The following is a 15097-nucleotide window of genomic DNA, read 5'->3' on the forward strand; positions in this document are numbered from 1 at the left end:
GGCCCCGCTGTTACGGCAGGCCGCCGTGGGGGACGCCGACCCGGACCGCCAGCAGTTGGGCTTCGCGGGCCTGCCGGCGCTCGTGTTCGGCGAAGGAGGGTGCCGCGCACAGGAACAGGGTGCGCCCGTCCTCGCCGCCGAGCATGCAGGCGAAGACCCCGGTGCCAGCCTGGATCTCGTCGACGATCTCGCCGCCTTCACGGACTCGGATCACGCGGCCGTGCAGGGCGTCGGCGACCCAGATCGCGCCCTCGGTATCGGCGCAGATGCCGTCCGGGCCGACCTGGAGCTGCTCGACCGCCGTCTCGACGTCGGTGGTCTGCGGTCTCTCACCGAACTGCGCCCACATGCGCCGGTTGTCCAGCCCGCCGTCGCCGCCGATGTCGAAGGCGGTGATCCGTCCGGCGAACGTCTCGGCGACGAGGAGCACGCCTTCGGGCAGGATCACCATGCCGTTGGGGAAGCCCAGGTCCTCGGCCACCGTGGTGACGGTGCCGTCCGGATCCACCCGGGTGAGCGTGGTGTAGCGCAGGGGGTCGCCACTCATGAGGTCGAACCCGAAATTGCCGACGTAGGCACGCCCTTCCGCGTCGACGACCATGTCGTTGAGAACACCCGAGACAGCCCCGGACAGGTTGGCGTACTCACTCAGCTCGCCTGACTCCGCACGCACCAAGATGCGGTGGTCGCGCATGGAGACGATGAGCGCGCGCCCGTCGGGGAGGAACCCCAGGCCGGAGGGCTGTCCGGGCACTTCGGCCAGGACTTCGATCCGGCCCCGGCCGTCGGTCGCCACGACCTGGTCGGTGTAGAAGTCCGACACCCACAGCCGGCCGTCGCGCCATCGTGGGGCTTCCAGAAAGGAGTAGCCGTCCAGTACCGCCGAGAGTTCTCGACCCGCTGACTGTTCCTGCACCATGGTGGCCTCATCCCGCATGTCGGTCCTCAGGAAGCGGGTCGGCTCTGGAGGCAGCCAAGGGGGGAGCCCCCTGCCCACCGGTCACGGGCCTGCCCGCTCCGTCGGAGCTCGTGACTAAGCGCATAGTCACCGCTGTGGCCCGCATGTGTCAAGGGTCACTCTCGGGTGTCCGCCGGGTCCTCAGGCTTGCACGAGCCGCAGCGCGAGGTCCGCGTTGAACTCGCCCAGCTGCTCGGGTGAGTCGGGTCCGTCGGGCCGGTACCAGCGCACCAGGTCGATGGCGAGGGAGATCAGCGCGCGCGAGACCCGCCGCACGTCCATGTCGGCCCGGAACACTCCGGATTCGACACCGGTCGCGACGGTCTCCCGGAAGACCTCGTTGGTCGCGTGCCGGATCCGCAGCACTTCGGTGTAGTGCTCCGGGATGAGCGCGCTCAACTCGTACTGGCACACGCGCGCCACCACATGGTGGCGGGCATGGAAGCGGGTATAGGCGGACACGACCGCGGTGAGCCGTTCGGCGGGGCCGGCCAGTGCCTCGATGCCGGGTTCGGTGAGGATCGAGTAGGCGTGCTCGTGGCCCAGCCGCACGACGTCGTAGAGCGCGAGCTCCTTGGACGGGAAGTGCACGTAGAGGGCTGCCGGGCTGAGCCCGGCGCCAGCGGCGATGTGGCGCGTCGTCGTGCCGTGGAACCCGTTGGCGGCGTAGCACGCCGCGGCGGACAGCAGCAGGCGGCGCGGGACCTCGCCGTAGTGCTCGGAGCCGGGCAGGTCGCCGACCTCGAGCCGGCCGGGACCGGAGTCGGAGCCGGTACGGTCGGCCTCCTGCCGGAGCTGGGACACGTCGGGCCTCCTGGACTGGGTGCTGCCGGTCTGCCCCACGACTTTACAAGGGCTGCGAGCGGTGACTCGGGCCGTACTGAGCAGGCCCGGCAGCCGCTCAGAGTTCTCGGCGCACGAGGGCCGCGGCCTGGGTGAGCGATCGCATCTTCCCCTCGGCGGACGCGCGGGGCAGGTACTTGAGCCCGCAGTCACTGGCGAGGACCAGCTTGGCCGCGTCCACGTGCGGCAGTGCGCGCCGCACCCGGTCCGCCACTACTTCGGGTGTCTCCACCTCGTGGGTCGACAGGTCCAGTACACCGAGGATCACGCCCTTCTCCCGCAGGGGGTCCAAGGCGCTCGGGTCCAGGCCCGACTGGGCGGTTTCGACGGAAACGTGGTCGACCGGGGTGTCGGCGAGCTCGCCGAGGAAGGAGTAGCCGTCGGGGCGTTCGTGGATGATCGCCGCGTATCCGAAGCAGATGTGCAGCGCGGTAGGCCCGGCCGCGTCCCGCAGTGCCTCGTTGAGGACCTCGACGCCGAATTCGTGCGCCGCCTCGGGCCGTGCCTGGAGGTAGGGCTCGTCGATCTGGACGATGTCGGCACCGGCGGCGAACAGGTCGGCGATCTCCGCGCGGACCACTTCCGCGTAGGCCAGGGCGACATCGCGGTCAGTGGCGTAGTAGTCGTTCTGGGCCTGTTGGGCCATGGTGAAGGGACCGGGCACGGTGATCTTGACGGTGCGGTCGGTCGCCTTCCGCAGGAACGCGGTGTCGCCCGCCTGGATCGGGTGGGGCCGGGTGATCTCGTGGGTGATCCTGGGGACCGGGTTGGGGTGTCCTGAACGGTCGAGCGCGGTACCGGGGTTGTCGATGTCGACACCGTCGAGGGCCGTCGCGAAGTGGTTGGAGTAGGACTCCCGCCGGATCTCACCATCGGTGACGATGTCCAGGCCCGCGTCCTCCTGGGCGCGGATCGCCAGCAGTGTCGCGTCCTCCTGGGCCTCCGGGAGGAAGTCCGCATCCACCCGCCAGAGCTCCTTGGCCCGGACCCGCGGCGGGAACCGGTCGGCGAGTTTCTCCCGGTCGATCAGCCAGTCGGGTTGCGGCATGCTGCCGACGATCGAGGTCGGCAAACGGGCGCCGTGTGGGGGCATGGGCTGCTCCTTCGAGCTCAGGGGGTGTCTGACGCCGGAATCGGGTGCGAACGTGCCGAGCGGGCGGGAGTGCTCTCGTGCGGGCGGAAGGGCCCCCACCCTTTCAGGCGTCGCCGGTCTGCGCTACCTCTCTTTTCCGTGGGACCTGCGGCAGGGATCCGCGGCGGGGACTCAGGCCGAGGGGGAGGGCTTGGTGCGGGCGGAGCGTACGTGCACCACCGCTACGGGGACGGTGAGCACGGCCAGGGCCGCGGAGAACAGCGTGACGGCGATCGGCAGCGGTAGGACGGTGGCGGCCACGCCGAGGCCGATGACCGGTACCGAGATGCCGACGTAGGCCCCTAGGAAGAGGTTGGCGAGGATTCCGGCATGGTGGTCCGGGTCGCTGAGGTCGTTGATGGTGGCGACCGCCGCCTTGAAGGCGGTGCCCGAACCGGCACCCGCGATGGTCCCTCCGAGGAGGAAGAGGAGATAGCTCGGTGCGAACTCCTGCACGGTGATCACGAACAGGCCCGTGACGAGCAGTACGGCGGCCAACGGGACGCGGGACCGCTCGGGCAGGCTGGAGAAGAAGGCCTGGGCCGTCGCAGCGGAGGCGAACACCGAGAAGGCCGTCAGGCCCGCGACGAACGGCGAGTCCAGGCCGTAACCGCTGGTGAGCAGGGACGGTGCCAGCGATGTGAACAGTCCGAACACCGCGAAGCCGACGAACGCCAGTCCCAGGCTCGACCAGAACGCGGCCCGCGACGTGGCGGGAACCCTCAGCCGCTGCGGCCGGTAGCGGGGGAGGGGACGGCGGACGTTCACCGTCTCCGGGACCAGGACGACGAGGGGCACCAGGAGCAGGAAGGCGCCACCGAAGAGGGCGTACGGGAGGACCAGCGGGGCGGTACCGAGCGTGGCGACCGCCCCGGAGAACGCGGCACCGAGCCCGAGCCCGCCCACGTTGACGACGATCGTCAGGGTGTCCACGAAGGTCCGTGAGCGCGGGTTCCGGCTCGCGCGGTTCAACGCGACCAGCGCGGCGGTTGCGGTCGCGGTCAGCATGCCGACCGCGACCCCGTTGACGAAGCGCGCGACCAGTAGCGTGGTCAGGTGCGTGGAGGCCACGAAGAGCGCACTCGCCACCAGGGCCAAGAGCAGGGACCCCAGGAGAAGCGGTGTGCGCCCGTACCAGTCCGAGACGTGCCCGACCAGGAGCAGGCTCGTGAGCACTCCGAAGGCGTACATGGCGTAGACGACGCTGATCACGTCGGACCCGAACCCCTCAGCGCCCTGATAGAGGGGGTACAGCGGGGTGGGCGCGGTCGAGAACGCCATGATCAGCAGGAACAGCACCGCAACGATCCAGAGGCCGCTCCGCGCACGCGCGCCCGTAGGAGACTCGGCTGTCAAGCGATCGCCCTTCACCTCGGGTGAGCGTCCGTCATTTCGGCGGTTCAGTGATTTTACGTATGCGCTCACGACCGCGATCGCGTCAATGCCGACCGAAGACCGTGACCGGTGAATCCGCGTGAGCACCCGTTTCGACGGTGGTCACCCGCGAACCTCCGGCGGTGTGCGGTCAGGCACGGTTTCGTGGCGCATCAGGGTTTACGTGCGACCGCTCCGTAACCGTCCACCTCGGGTGGTACACCGAAACTGGTCTGGTCGTAGCGCCACCGTGTAACCGAGACCAGGCCCGGTTCGACCACCGCCAGACCCTCGAAGAACCTCTCCAGTTCCTCGGGGCTGCGCTGGACGTAGGGTACGGCCCCGCTCTGGTTGTAGCGCTCGTGCGCCTCGACGTTGGCCTCGCTGTGCACGTTGGTGCCGTCGTTGATCGTCAGGTAGCTACCCGACGGAAGGGCCTGCACCAATCGTCCGACGATGTCGCGGGCCTGGTCGTAGTCCGTGACGTGCCCGAGGATACCCATGAGCATCAGCGCGATCGGCTCCTGAAAGTCCAGGGTCTCCCGGGCTGCCTCGAGGATCCTTTCGGGCTCTCGCAGGTCCGCGTGGATGTAGTTCGTGGAACCCTCACCCGTGCTGGTCAGCAGTGCGCGAGCGTGCGTCAGCACCAGGGGGTCGTTGTCCACGTACACGATCCGCGCCTCTGGGCGTACGCTCTGTGCCACCTCGTGGGTGTTGTCCGCCGTCGGCAGCCCGGTCCCGATGTCGAGGAACTGGCGGATTCCGGCCTCTGCCGCCAGGTAGCGCACGGTGCGCGCCAGAAAGGCCCTCGAGGCCTTGGCACCTTGCGCCATTCCGGGGAAGACCTTGAGGAACTGGTCACCGGCCTCCCGATCCACGGGGTAGTTGTCCTTGCCGCCGAGCCAGTAGTTCCACACGCGGGCCGAGTGGGGGATGTCGGAATTGATTTGGGGCTGGGAGGATTCCATGGGCCGAGCATAGGAAGCCGTGTGTGGCAGCACAACCACGTCGTCACGCGACGGTCAGGCACAGCGAAGGGCATGTGCCGGATCTCTCCGGAGCATGCCCCGAGCTGGTCAATCATCGCGGAGAATTGGGGGTCGTCCCCCAGAAAGCAGCACGGCCCGCGTGGAAGATTGCGAAGCAACCGACCACGCGGGCCTACCTGTGGGCGATACAGGACTCGAACCTGTGACCCCTACCGTGTCGAGGTAGTGCTCTAGCCAACTGAGCTAATCGCCCCAGTGAAACTGGGAGGTGGAGACGGGATTCGAACCCGTGTTGACGGCTTTGCAGGCCGCTGCCTCGCCTCTCGGCCACTCCACCGAGTTATCCGTGGAGCGTACCAGCCGCCCCTCGTCTCCTCCGAGCGGACGACGGGATTCGAACCCGCGACCCTCACCTTGGCAAGGTGATGCTCTACCAGCTGAGCTACGTCCGCGTGCTGCCGGGCCCGGCCCCGTTTCCGTTGGCCGCGCCTTGCTGCTGGTAAAGACTTTAGCGGAGATTCCACAGACGGCAAATCGGAGTTGGCCGGGGCCGTGCGGTGGTCGTCTTGGGAGGTGGGAGGGGCGGTAGCGTCCGCGTCACGTGGCTCGGGTAGAACAAGTGGTCACGGCCTCGAAAGACAGGGTGGGCGGAACGGCATGGACAACCCGGTGGCGGACGGTTCGGCGTGCGGTGGTCACCGCGGTGCGCTCTCCTGGGGACGGGCGCGTGCGCGGGCCCGCGCACTGGGGGAAGCGCTGGGTGCTTCGGAACGAGTGCTTCCGTTGCGGAGTGCGCTGGGTGGTGTGCTCGCCACGGATCTCAGGGCATTGGTGGGGTCGCCCGCCTTCGACGCTTCGGCGATGGACGGGTTCGCGGTGGCGGGGGAGGGGCCTTGGAACCTGGTGGGAACCCAGCTGGCCGGTGCTCCGCTCACGGGGCTCTCCTTGGGCGCGGGCGAGGCGGTGGAGATCGCCACCGGTGCCCGTGTGCCCAAGGGCGCCGAGGCGGTCCTGCCCTATGAGCGGGCCGAGAAGGTGGACGGCCGGGTGCGTGGTGAGGCTCACCAGGGCAGGCACGTGCGCTGGGCCGGGGAGGAGACCGCGCCGGGGGAGACGGTCCTGGAGCCGGGGACCCCGGTGACCCCTGCTGTGCTGGGACTGGCCGCGAGCCTGGGCCACGACAGCCTCCGGGTGCGTCTGCCGAAGGTCTCGGTGCTGGTCACCGGTGACGAGATCGCCACGGACGGGCTTCCCGGCGACGGCGTGGTGCGGGACGCGATCGGCCCGCTGCTGCCCGGCGTGGTCGCCTGGGCCGGGGGCGAGCTGGAACGGGTTCGCTTCCTGGGCGACGGCTACGCGGACCTGCGTGCGGCCATGGAACCGGGCGGGGCCGACGTGGTGGTCGTGTGCGGTTCGTCGTCGAAGGGGCCCGCCGACCACCTGCGCGAGGTCCTGGCGGAGCTGGGCGCGGAGACGGTCGTGGACGGCGTCGCCTGCCGCCCGGGCCATCCGCAGTTGCTCGCGCACACCGGTGACCACACGGGCGGCACCGTGTTCGTGGGGCTTCCGGGCAACCCGAACGCGGCGCTGGTGGCGTCGCTCACGCTCTTGGTGCCGCTGCTGTGCGCGATGACCGGGCGCCCGGACCCGGCAGCGGGTACGGGCCCGGTGCCGATGTCCGCCGAGGTCCGGTCCAGACGAGACGACACCCGGCTGGTCGCGGTGCGGCTGTCCCAGGGGCGGGCCGAGCCGGTGGGCCACGACCGGCCGGGCAGCCTGCGCGGCGCCGCCCTGGCCGAGGCCTACGCGGTGGTGCCGCCGGGTTGGTCCGGCGGCGAAGTGGAGCTCCTGCACCTGCCAGGAGGACCCCACATGCCCTGAGGGCCGCACCGGCCCGGCACGAGTGGCCACAGGCCACCCGGCCGAGGACACACGTCGGCCCCCGAAGGATGTCCCTCGGGGGCCGAACGTCAGCTGCCGCTGCAGCTACTTCTACGCGCTACCTCCGCTGACGGAAGCGGACGCGGGGGCAGTCCCGGTGCTCTTGGCGCCCTCGGTTTCCGGGACTGTGCCGGGCGTCTCGTGGTGGACCACCTCGGCCGCGGGTGTCTCCACGGCGGGGTTGCCCCGGCCGCGCAGCAGGAACCAGGCCTGGACGGCGGCCACGAGCACGATCCCCGCGGCGATGGCCGAGGTCAGGTGCATGCCGTCGGTGAAGGCCAGCTGAGCCGAGTCCATCAGCGCGGTACCGGCCGCGCCACCGACGTCCTCGGCGGCGTTGGCGGCCCCGCCCAGGGTCTCCTTGGCGGCGGCGTTCGCGGCGGCCGGAACTTCGTCGACCTCGGTGAGGTGGTTCCGGTAGAACGCGGTCAGGACGCTTCCCAATACCGCGACACCCAGCGCACCACCCATCTCGTAGGCGGTCTCGGAGATCGCGGAGGCGGCACCGGCGCGCTTGGGCGGCGCGGAAGACATGATCGCGCCGTTGGTGAGCGTCTCGGCGAAGCCGGTGCCCAAGGTGATCAGGGCGAAGGCCGTACCCACGAGCACGACGCCTTGGGTGACGTTGTCGGCCGGGGTGAACACCAGGGTGGCGAAACCCGAGGCGGTCACGATCAGGGACACCCCGATCACGACGGCCAGGCTCAGGTGGCGGGCCACCCGGGCGGCGACCAGTCCGGCGATGATCGACAGGATCAGTCCGGGTACCAGCACCAGGCCGGCGCGCATCGGTGAGACGCCGAGCACCAGCTGGAGGTACTGGGTGAGGAAGAACAGCGACCCGACCATCGAGAACACGATCATCAGGTTGGTGACCACGGCCACGCTGAACACGCGGGACCGGAACAGGTCCACGTCGATCAGCGGGTCGCTGAGCTTCTGCTGTCGGCGGACGAACAGGTACCCGAGGGCCAGGCCGACCACGAGCGACACGATGGACACGGCGTCGAAGCCGCCGGTGGCCAGCTTCTTGATGCCGTAGACGGCGGGCAGCATGGCACCCAGGGACAGCACGACGCTGAGCATGTCGATCCGGCCGGAGTCGGGGTTGCGCGACTCACGCACCAGCAGCGGCACGAGTACCAGGATCAGCGCCATCACGGGCAGGTTGATCAGGAAGACCGAGCCCCAGAAGAAGTGTTCCAGGAGCCAGCCGCCCAGGACCGGGCCGAGTGCGGCGCCGCCGGAGAACCCGGAGGCCCAGATCGCGATCGCGAGCAGGCGCTGGCGCGGGTCCAGGAAGATGTTGCGCAGCAGGGACAGGGTCGAGGGCATCAGGGAGGCGCCCGCCACACCCAGCAGGGCCCGGGCGACGATCAGGATCTCGGCGGTGGGCGCGAGGGCGGCCATGAGGGAGGCGGCGCCGAAGGCGGCCGAACCGATCATGAGCAGGCGTCGGCGGCCGATCCGGTCGCCGAGCGAACCCATCGTGATCAGCAGTCCGGCCAGGATGAAGCCGTAGATGTCGATGATCCACAGCAGCTGGCCGGCGGTGGGGCTCAGGGCCTCGCTCAGGGCTGGCACGGCGAACCCGAGCACGGTCATATCGACCGAGATCAGGACCACCGGTAGGACCAGGACCGCGAGCGCGGCCCATTCGCGCGGGCCAGCGAGCGCGGGCGGGCCGCCGTCGCCCCGGTGCGCGCGGTTGGAGCCGTTTCCGGCCTTGGCGGAACTCATCTTTCCCTCGTATCGGTTCGCGTGGTTGCGCGCCGCTCGGCATGAGGGCGCGGGAGGGCCCGGTGGGGGCTGTGGAGCTGTCCGGGCCGGACGGGAAGTCTGGTCGACCGCGTGGGATCTGGGCCCACTTCGGGACTCTTCAACCGTCCGGACGGTACAGTACCGTCCAGCCGGTACAGTGTCAATCGTGAGCACTTCGAATACGCGCGACCGCATCCTCGACGCCCTGCAGGACATCCTGATCAGCGACGGCTACTCCTCGGTGACCCTGGAGCTGGTGGCCCGCACCGCTGAAGTGTCCAAGGGGGGTCTGCTCTACCACTTCCCCTCCAAGGCGGCCATGATGGTCGGCCTCATGGAGCGCATCCGCGCCATGGCCGAGGAGGAGTTCCAAGAGGCCGTGGTGAGCGAGGAGGGCGTGGTCCGGTACTTCCTGCGCACGTCGCTGCCGCAGAGTACCCAGGAGAGGGAGCTCTACTGGGCGGTCATCGCAGCCCTGCGCAGCAAGGAGGACATCCCCCCGGAGGCCGCCACCCTGGTCAAGGAGCTGTTCGACCGCTGGGGCGAGCTCTTGCACGCCGAACTCACCGATCCGGTCCTGGCGGAGACCATCCGCTTGGCCGGGGACGGCATGTACATGTCCTCGATCGCGGGGCTCGGCCAGCCCGACCCCGGACTCACGCGGCAGGTGATCGACCGCCTCGTCGAGGCCTCGGACCGGGTGCGCCGCGAACGCTGACCCCGGCGGCGGGTCAGACCCGGGCCTCGAACACCTGGACTTCCTTGTCCTTCACGGGAACGCGCACGGTCGGGGTGAATCCCTGCCCCTCGTAGTAGCGGATCAGTGCGCCGTCGCCACCGGACCAGCAGTCCACACGCACCAGTGAGATCCCACGATCGCGGGCCTGGGCACGGGCGTGGTCGAGCAGCCTTCCACCCACGTTGCGGCCGGTGCGGGCCCGGTCGACCAGGAGCCAGCGCACGTAGAGTTCGCGTTCACCTACGGGCGGGGCGTACTCGGGAGCGGTCTCGCTGATCGCCAGGGTGCCCGCGACGGCGCCGTCGGCCTCGGCCATCCACAGGTCCTCCGAGGCGAGCCCCCGGACCAGTTCCACCCGCTCGGGGATCTCCGACCACGGGCGGGTGTCCCACTGCGCGGCGGATCCCCGCTCGGTCAGCCACGCGACCGCCTCGTCGAACATCCGCAGAATCTCGGAGGTGTCCTCCGGTCCTCCCTGTCGCAGGCGCACGGGCCGGTCTCCTCGTCGTTCCTAGAAGTCGCGGGATAGCGGCAGACTAGCGGCCACGCGCCCTCGCGCGCACCTGCTTTTCCGTTCGGCGGAGGGCAGTCGCAGTAGGTCCTGGTTCGGTGCGGGGGCCGTTGTCCCCGGGGAGTCCGGGGTTGTCTCTGGAAGGAGACGATGTGGTGCTGTTCACGTGTCCTGGAACGTGGTTTACTTCCGAGTAACTTCGTTGCCGTAACCGGACCAGCAGGACAGTCGGAGGCCCGCTCACCTGGCAAGGTGGGCGCGACCGCGAGGAGTGGGGCGTGCCGTGTCGACCAGGTGACTTCTCTTCGCGAGACTTGTCCTCACCTCGCCGGAACGTCCTCGGGGTGCGCACACGCAGACGGGAAAGCGGGGAGCGGATGCACAGGCTCACCAACCGGGTACGGCCGTACGCCTGGGGAGCACGCGCTGCCATCCCGCGTCTGCTGGGAACCGAGCCCGACGGCACACCCCAGGCCGAACTGTGGCTGGGGGCCCACCACGGGGCGCCCAGCACCGCTCACTGCGAGGACGGCTCCACGTCGCTGCCCGGGCTGATCGCGGCCGACCCCCACCGCGTGCTCGGCCCGAGAACCGCGGAGCGCTTCGGGGCCCGCCTGCCGTACCTGCTCAAATACCTGGCCGCCGAGGCACCGCTGTCCCTGCAGGTGCACCCGGACGCTGCCCGGGCGCGATCCGGCTACGAGTCCGAGGAAAGCGCCGGGATTCCGGTTGACGCACCGCACCGCAACTACCGGGATCCGCACCACAAGCCCGAACTGCTCCTCGCCCTGGAACCCTTCGAGGCGCTGTGCGGCTTCCGCGAGCCTGCTGCCACCGTCGCCGACCTCGAGGGGCTGCGCAGCGAACTCGCCACCCGGCTGCGCGAGGACCTGTCCGTCGCCGACGACCACGCCGCGCTCCGCGCCGCACTCACCCGGCTGCTGAGCCTGCCCGAGTCCGACCGCTGCCGGATGATCGGCGCGTTCGTCCGGGAGTGGTCCGGCCGCGGCAGGCGCGGAGCCCACGCCGACATCGTCGTGGACCTGGCCGAGCGCTACCCCGGCGACCCGGGCGCCGTCGCCTCCCTGCTCCTCAACCGGGTCACTCTGTGGCCGGGCCAGGCCCTGTTCCTTCCCGCGGGAAACCTGCACGCCTACCTCCAAGGGACCGCCGTCGAGGTGATGGCCAGCTCCGACAACGTGCTCCGCGCCGGCCTGACCGCCAAGCACGTCGACGCCCCCGAGCTGCTCGACGTGGTCGACTTCTCCGTGCTGCCCATCCCCTACGCGCAGCCGGGTTTCCTCGACGGCCGCCGGGAGTTCCGCCCGGCAGCCCCGGAGTTCGCCCTGCACGAGATCGGCCCCGGCCGCATCACCGCCCACTTGCCCGGTGACGGTCCCACCGTGGTCCTGGCCCTGCACGGCAGTGTGGAGCTGGTCGCGGAGGTCGGTGAGGGAATGGCCCTGCGACGCGGGGAGTCCGTCTTCGTCCAGGCCGACAGCGGGCCCATCAAGGTCGAGGGCCACGGCCACGTGGTCGCCGCGACCGTCGGGGACCACTGACGGTCGGCGTCGGGGAACACTGGTCGCCAGCGATAACCTGGGCCCCTCCAGTTTCCGTCACTCAACGAGGGGACCCCACCATGGCGCTCGAGCGTCCTGAGATCGACTTCATCGAGGGCCCGGCGCCCTCGGACCTGCAGATCACCGACATCCAGGTCGGCGAGGGCGACCAGGCCGGGCACGGCAAGACCGTCAGCCTGCAGTACGTGGGCGTTGCCCACTCCACCGGCGAGGAGTTCGACGCCAGCTGGAACCGCGGTGAGCCGCTGACCTTCCGCTTGGGCTCCGGCCAGGTCATCCCCGGCTGGGACCAGGGTGTCCTGGGCATGCGCGTCGGCGGCCGCCGTCAGCTGGTCATCCCGCCGCACCTCGCCTACGGTGACCGCGGCGCCGGCGGCGTCATCAAGCCGGGGGAGACCCTGGTGTTCGTCGTCGACCTGGTCGACGTCAACTAACCCCTCGGCTGGCCCTTAGGTCAGCAGATGTAGCAAGGGCCCGTGTCGAGCTCCCACGTTCGACACGGGCCCTTGAACTGTCCCGCTCCCTACCCGAGGGTTGCGCCCACCTTCACGTGGCCCTTGAGCAGGTCGCGGGCGATGGTGCGGCGCTGGATCTCGTCGGTGCCCTCGAAGATGCGCAGCAGCCGGACGTCGCGGTAGAAGCGCTCGATCGGCAGTTCGCGGGTGTAACCCATGCCGCCGTGGATCTGCATGACGCGGTCGACGATCTCGTTGGCCTTCACACCGCCGAACAGCTTGGCGATCGACTGCGCGTGCCGGGAGTCCTTGCCTTCGGCGACCTGCCAGGCCGCGTGCAGCACCAGCAGGCGCAGGGCCTCGATCTCGGTCTGGGAGTCGGCGATCATCCACTGGATGGCCTGCCGGTCGGCGATGGGGGCACCGAAGGTCTCGCGGGTCTTCGCGTAGTCGAGGGCCATGTCGAGCAGGCGCTCGCAGCCGCCCAGCGCGCGGGCGGGCAGCAGGTAGCGGCCCTTGCCGATCCACTTCATGGCGAGGGCGAAGCCCTGCCCCTCCTCGCCGAGGACGTTCTCGTGCGGTACGCGCACGTCCTGGAAGATCAGGGAGGCGGGGCGGCGCTCGCCCATGGTGTCGATGGGCTCGGAGGTCCAGCCCATGTCGCGGTCGACGAGGAAGCAGGTCACGCCTCCGTTGGCGCCCTTCTCCTGGTCGGTGACCGCGAAGACGAGGGCGAAGTCGGCCTCGTTGCCGCCGGTGATGAAGGTCTTCTCGCCGTTGATCACCCACTCGTCGCCGTCGCGGACCGCCTTGGCCCGGATGGCCTTGGCGTCGGAACCCGCGCCGGGTTCGGTGATGGCGAAGCAGGACTTGCGCTCGCCCTCGATGGTGGGGAGGAGGTAGCGCTTCCGCTGTTCCTCGTTGGCGTAGTAGAGGATGTTGTCGGCCTCGCCGCCGAACTTGAAGGTGAGGAAGGTCCGGCCGAGCTCGATCTCGATGATGGCTTCGCTGACCGGGTCCAGGCCCATGCCCCCGTACTCCTCCGGGGTGGCCACGCCCCAGAAGTCCGACTTGCGTGCCAGGGCGCGCAGGCGGGTGCTCTCCTCGTGGGTCAGGCCGGGCGGGTGGCCTTCGCGCTCACGGCGCAGCACGTCGTTCTCCAGCGGCATGAGCTCCCGCTCGACGAAGGTCCGCACCCACCCTTGGACGGCGCGCTGCTCTTCGCTCAGTGAGAAATCGATCACGGTTGCTCCCATTTAACCTAACGCTGTTCGGTTACTTGAGGGTACGGTGTTCCTAGCCGCCCGCGCAAGGGATGAGTCGAACCGTGCGGGTGTGCAGGTGAAAGCACCGATCCCGGGTCGGCTCGGCGCAACCGCTGACCCGGCCCATCCCGCTGATCCGCAAGACGGCAGAATGCGGAGGGCGGTCGTGCGATGATCAGCGCGAACGCCGGACGGACCGGCACGTGACGGCGTACTGCAGAAGAGGAACCTTTCCGTGGCCCGACCCAAGACCCCGATCCTGAGCAAACCCGCGATCCGGGAGTCCGCGCTCACGCTCATCGACCGGGACGGGCTCGAGAAGCTGTCCATGCGCAGACTCGCCCAGGAGCTGGCCGTGCAGGCCGCCTCGCTGTACAGCCACTACCGCACCAAGGAGGAGTTGCTCAGCGATGTGGCCGAGGTCGTCACCACGCGTATCGACGTCACCGGTTTCGACGGTGGCGACTGGCGTGAGGGCCTGGCCGTCTGGGCCCGTTCCTACCGTGCGGCCCTGGACGAGCACCCGAACCTCCTCCCGGTGATCGCCGCCGGCCCGGGTCGGCGAGAGGAGGCCCTGCGCCGGGCCGACGCCGTGCACGGCGGGCTCGTGGGCGCGGGCTGGCCGCCCCGCTACGCCACGATGATCGGGGCCTCCACCAAGTACCTGGTGGTAGGTGCCGCCACCAACTCCTTCGCGCGCGGGTTCGACGACGACGTGTGGGTCTACCAGGACCGCTATCCCAACCTGTCGCAGGCCCACCGACTGGCGGAGGTCGCCGCGGAGATCGACGAGGACAGTTTCGAGCTGGCACTCACGGCCTTCCTCGACGGGCTGGTCCCCGTTTTCAAGAGGGTCCGGGTCCCGGTCGAGGACTGAGTCGTCGGCTGGGGCGGGTGACCGCTTCGGATCGGTTCGCTGCCGCTCAGCGCAGCGCGTGTGCCTGGCTGTCGACCCAGGCGCAGAGCCGGTCGAGCGCCGCCTCGGTGCGGTCCCGGTCGCCGGTGGCGAGGTAGTCGGCTTCCAATCCGGAGAAGGCCGAGTTCAACAGGGTGGCCAGGGTGAGGGCCTGGTCGGCCGGTGCCCCGCGCAAGCTCAGGCAGGAGGCGACGAACTCCGCGCGGCCGCGGACGAAATCCGCGCTGGGGGCCGGTAGCCGCCCGGCGGCGGCGAGCCCCTCGATCTCCCGGATGAGCCGCGTCATGTGCGGTTCGTCCTCGAGGTTGCGCCGCCAGGCATCGCGGACGACGTCACTGACCGGGACCGCCGGGTCCGACCATCCCTCTGTGGCGCGCAGGGCCCGGTGCTGGCGTTCGTCCAGGCGGGCCAGGACCGCGGTGAGCAGGTCCTTCCGGTCGGTGAAGTGGTGGGTGAGCACACGCGTGCTCTGTCCCAGGCCCTGGGCGAGGCCGCGCAGGGTGAACCCGGCGATCCCGGTGTGCGCGAGCTGCTCGATGACGGCGTCGAGGACCTCGCGGCGGCGCGCCGGATCGGCTTTCCGGGGCATGTGCGCCTCCTTGTCCCCAACGCTGGTACTGCCCCAACTCT

At 69.9% G+C, this 15097-nt stretch carries 14 protein-coding genes and 3 tRNA genes; 5 read left to right on the forward strand and 12 right to left on the reverse strand.

Annotation, left to right across the window (positions count from 1 at the left end; genetic code table 11):
• Nucleotides 1-10: 10 nt before the first annotated feature.
• The 8 genes from ACYVDG_RS17695 to ACYVDG_RS17730 form a co-directional block, all read right to left on the reverse strand.
• Nucleotides 11-919: an SMP-30/gluconolactonase/LRE family protein gene (locus ACYVDG_RS17695; RefSeq protein ID WP_460753642.1), complete on the reverse strand. Its 909-nt coding sequence runs from the start codon at nt 917-919 to the stop codon at nt 11-13.
• Between the two features lie 180 nt (nt 920-1099).
• Complete coding sequence (locus ACYVDG_RS17700; RefSeq protein WP_460753648.1) at nt 1100-1762, reverse strand: TetR/AcrR family transcriptional regulator; 663 nt, start codon at nt 1760-1762, stop codon at nt 1100-1102.
• Between the two features lie 97 nt (nt 1763-1859).
• A complete protein-coding gene (locus ACYVDG_RS17705) occupies nt 1860-2894 on the reverse strand; it encodes a uroporphyrinogen decarboxylase family protein (protein ID WP_460753653.1) in 1035 nt (344 codons plus the stop codon).
• Nucleotides 2895-3065: 171 nt separating this feature from the next.
• Nucleotides 3066-4289 (reverse strand): MFS transporter, encoded by a 1224-nt coding sequence (locus tag ACYVDG_RS17710; RefSeq protein WP_460753657.1) that lies wholly within the window; start codon nt 4287-4289, stop codon nt 3066-3068.
• 191 nt (nt 4290-4480) lie between these two features.
• A complete protein-coding gene (locus ACYVDG_RS17715) occupies nt 4481-5275 on the reverse strand; it encodes an SAM-dependent methyltransferase (protein ID WP_460753661.1) in 795 nt (264 codons plus the stop codon).
• A 200-nt stretch (nt 5276-5475) separates the two neighbouring features.
• Nucleotides 5476-5549 (reverse strand) — tRNA-Val (locus ACYVDG_RS17720).
• Between the two features lie 13 nt (nt 5550-5562).
• Nucleotides 5563-5633: transfer RNA gene (locus ACYVDG_RS17725), tRNA-Cys, on the reverse strand.
• A gap of 42 nt (nt 5634-5675) precedes the next feature.
• Nucleotides 5676-5748, reverse strand: a tRNA-Gly gene (locus ACYVDG_RS17730).
• 205 nt (nt 5749-5953) lie between these two features.
• Here ACYVDG_RS17730 and ACYVDG_RS17735 point away from each other — a divergent pair.
• On the forward strand, nt 5954-7177 hold the full coding sequence (locus ACYVDG_RS17735) for a molybdopterin molybdotransferase MoeA (RefSeq protein ID WP_460753664.1): 1224 nt from the start codon (nt 5954-5956) through the stop codon (nt 7175-7177).
• Nucleotides 7178-7288: 111 nt separating this feature from the next.
• Here ACYVDG_RS17735 and ACYVDG_RS17740 read toward each other — a convergent pair whose 3' ends face one another.
• Nucleotides 7289-8977, reverse strand: coding sequence for an MFS transporter (locus ACYVDG_RS17740; RefSeq protein ID WP_460753669.1), 1689 nt, complete (start codon nt 8975-8977; stop codon nt 7289-7291).
• Nucleotides 8978-9164: 187 nt separating this feature from the next.
• Between ACYVDG_RS17740 and ACYVDG_RS17745 the strand changes: the two genes are divergently transcribed.
• The gene (locus ACYVDG_RS17745; RefSeq protein ID WP_460753673.1) at nt 9165-9716 is read left to right on the forward strand and encodes a TetR/AcrR family transcriptional regulator; all 552 of its coding nucleotides are present in this window, start codon (nt 9165-9167) and stop codon (nt 9714-9716) included.
• A 13-nt stretch (nt 9717-9729) separates the two neighbouring features.
• Here ACYVDG_RS17745 and ACYVDG_RS17750 read toward each other — a convergent pair whose 3' ends face one another.
• On the reverse strand, nt 9730-10227 hold the full coding sequence (locus ACYVDG_RS17750) for a GNAT family N-acetyltransferase (RefSeq protein ID WP_460753677.1): 498 nt from the start codon (nt 10225-10227) through the stop codon (nt 9730-9732).
• A gap of 398 nt (nt 10228-10625) precedes the next feature.
• Between ACYVDG_RS17750 and manA the strand changes: the two genes are divergently transcribed.
• Together manA and ACYVDG_RS17760 are read left to right on the forward strand one after the other, a co-directional pair.
• Complete coding sequence (gene manA / locus ACYVDG_RS17755) at nt 10626-11810, forward strand: mannose-6-phosphate isomerase, class I (RefSeq protein WP_460753926.1); 1185 nt, start codon at nt 10626-10628, stop codon at nt 11808-11810.
• 80 nt (nt 11811-11890) lie between these two features.
• Nucleotides 11891-12265, forward strand: coding sequence for an FKBP-type peptidyl-prolyl cis-trans isomerase (locus ACYVDG_RS17760; protein ID WP_460753681.1), 375 nt, complete (start codon nt 11891-11893; stop codon nt 12263-12265).
• 89 nt (nt 12266-12354) lie between these two features.
• Here ACYVDG_RS17760 and ACYVDG_RS17765 read toward each other — a convergent pair whose 3' ends face one another.
• Complete coding sequence (locus tag ACYVDG_RS17765) at nt 12355-13530, reverse strand: acyl-CoA dehydrogenase family protein (protein WP_460753684.1); 1176 nt, start codon at nt 13528-13530, stop codon at nt 12355-12357.
• Between the two features lie 256 nt (nt 13531-13786).
• On the opposite strand from ACYVDG_RS17765, the gene ACYVDG_RS17770 reads away from it, so the two are divergent.
• On the forward strand, nt 13787-14428 hold the full coding sequence (locus ACYVDG_RS17770; RefSeq protein ID WP_460753687.1) for a TetR/AcrR family transcriptional regulator: 642 nt from the start codon (nt 13787-13789) through the stop codon (nt 14426-14428).
• 46 nt (nt 14429-14474) lie between these two features.
• Here the strand turns inward: ACYVDG_RS17770 and ACYVDG_RS17775 are convergent, their stop codons facing one another.
• On the reverse strand, nt 14475-15056 hold the full coding sequence (locus ACYVDG_RS17775; RefSeq protein ID WP_460753690.1) for a TetR/AcrR family transcriptional regulator: 582 nt from the start codon (nt 15054-15056) through the stop codon (nt 14475-14477).
• Nucleotides 15057-15097: the final 41 nt, after the last annotated feature.

The organism is Nocardiopsis oceani, from assembly GCF_054777395.1.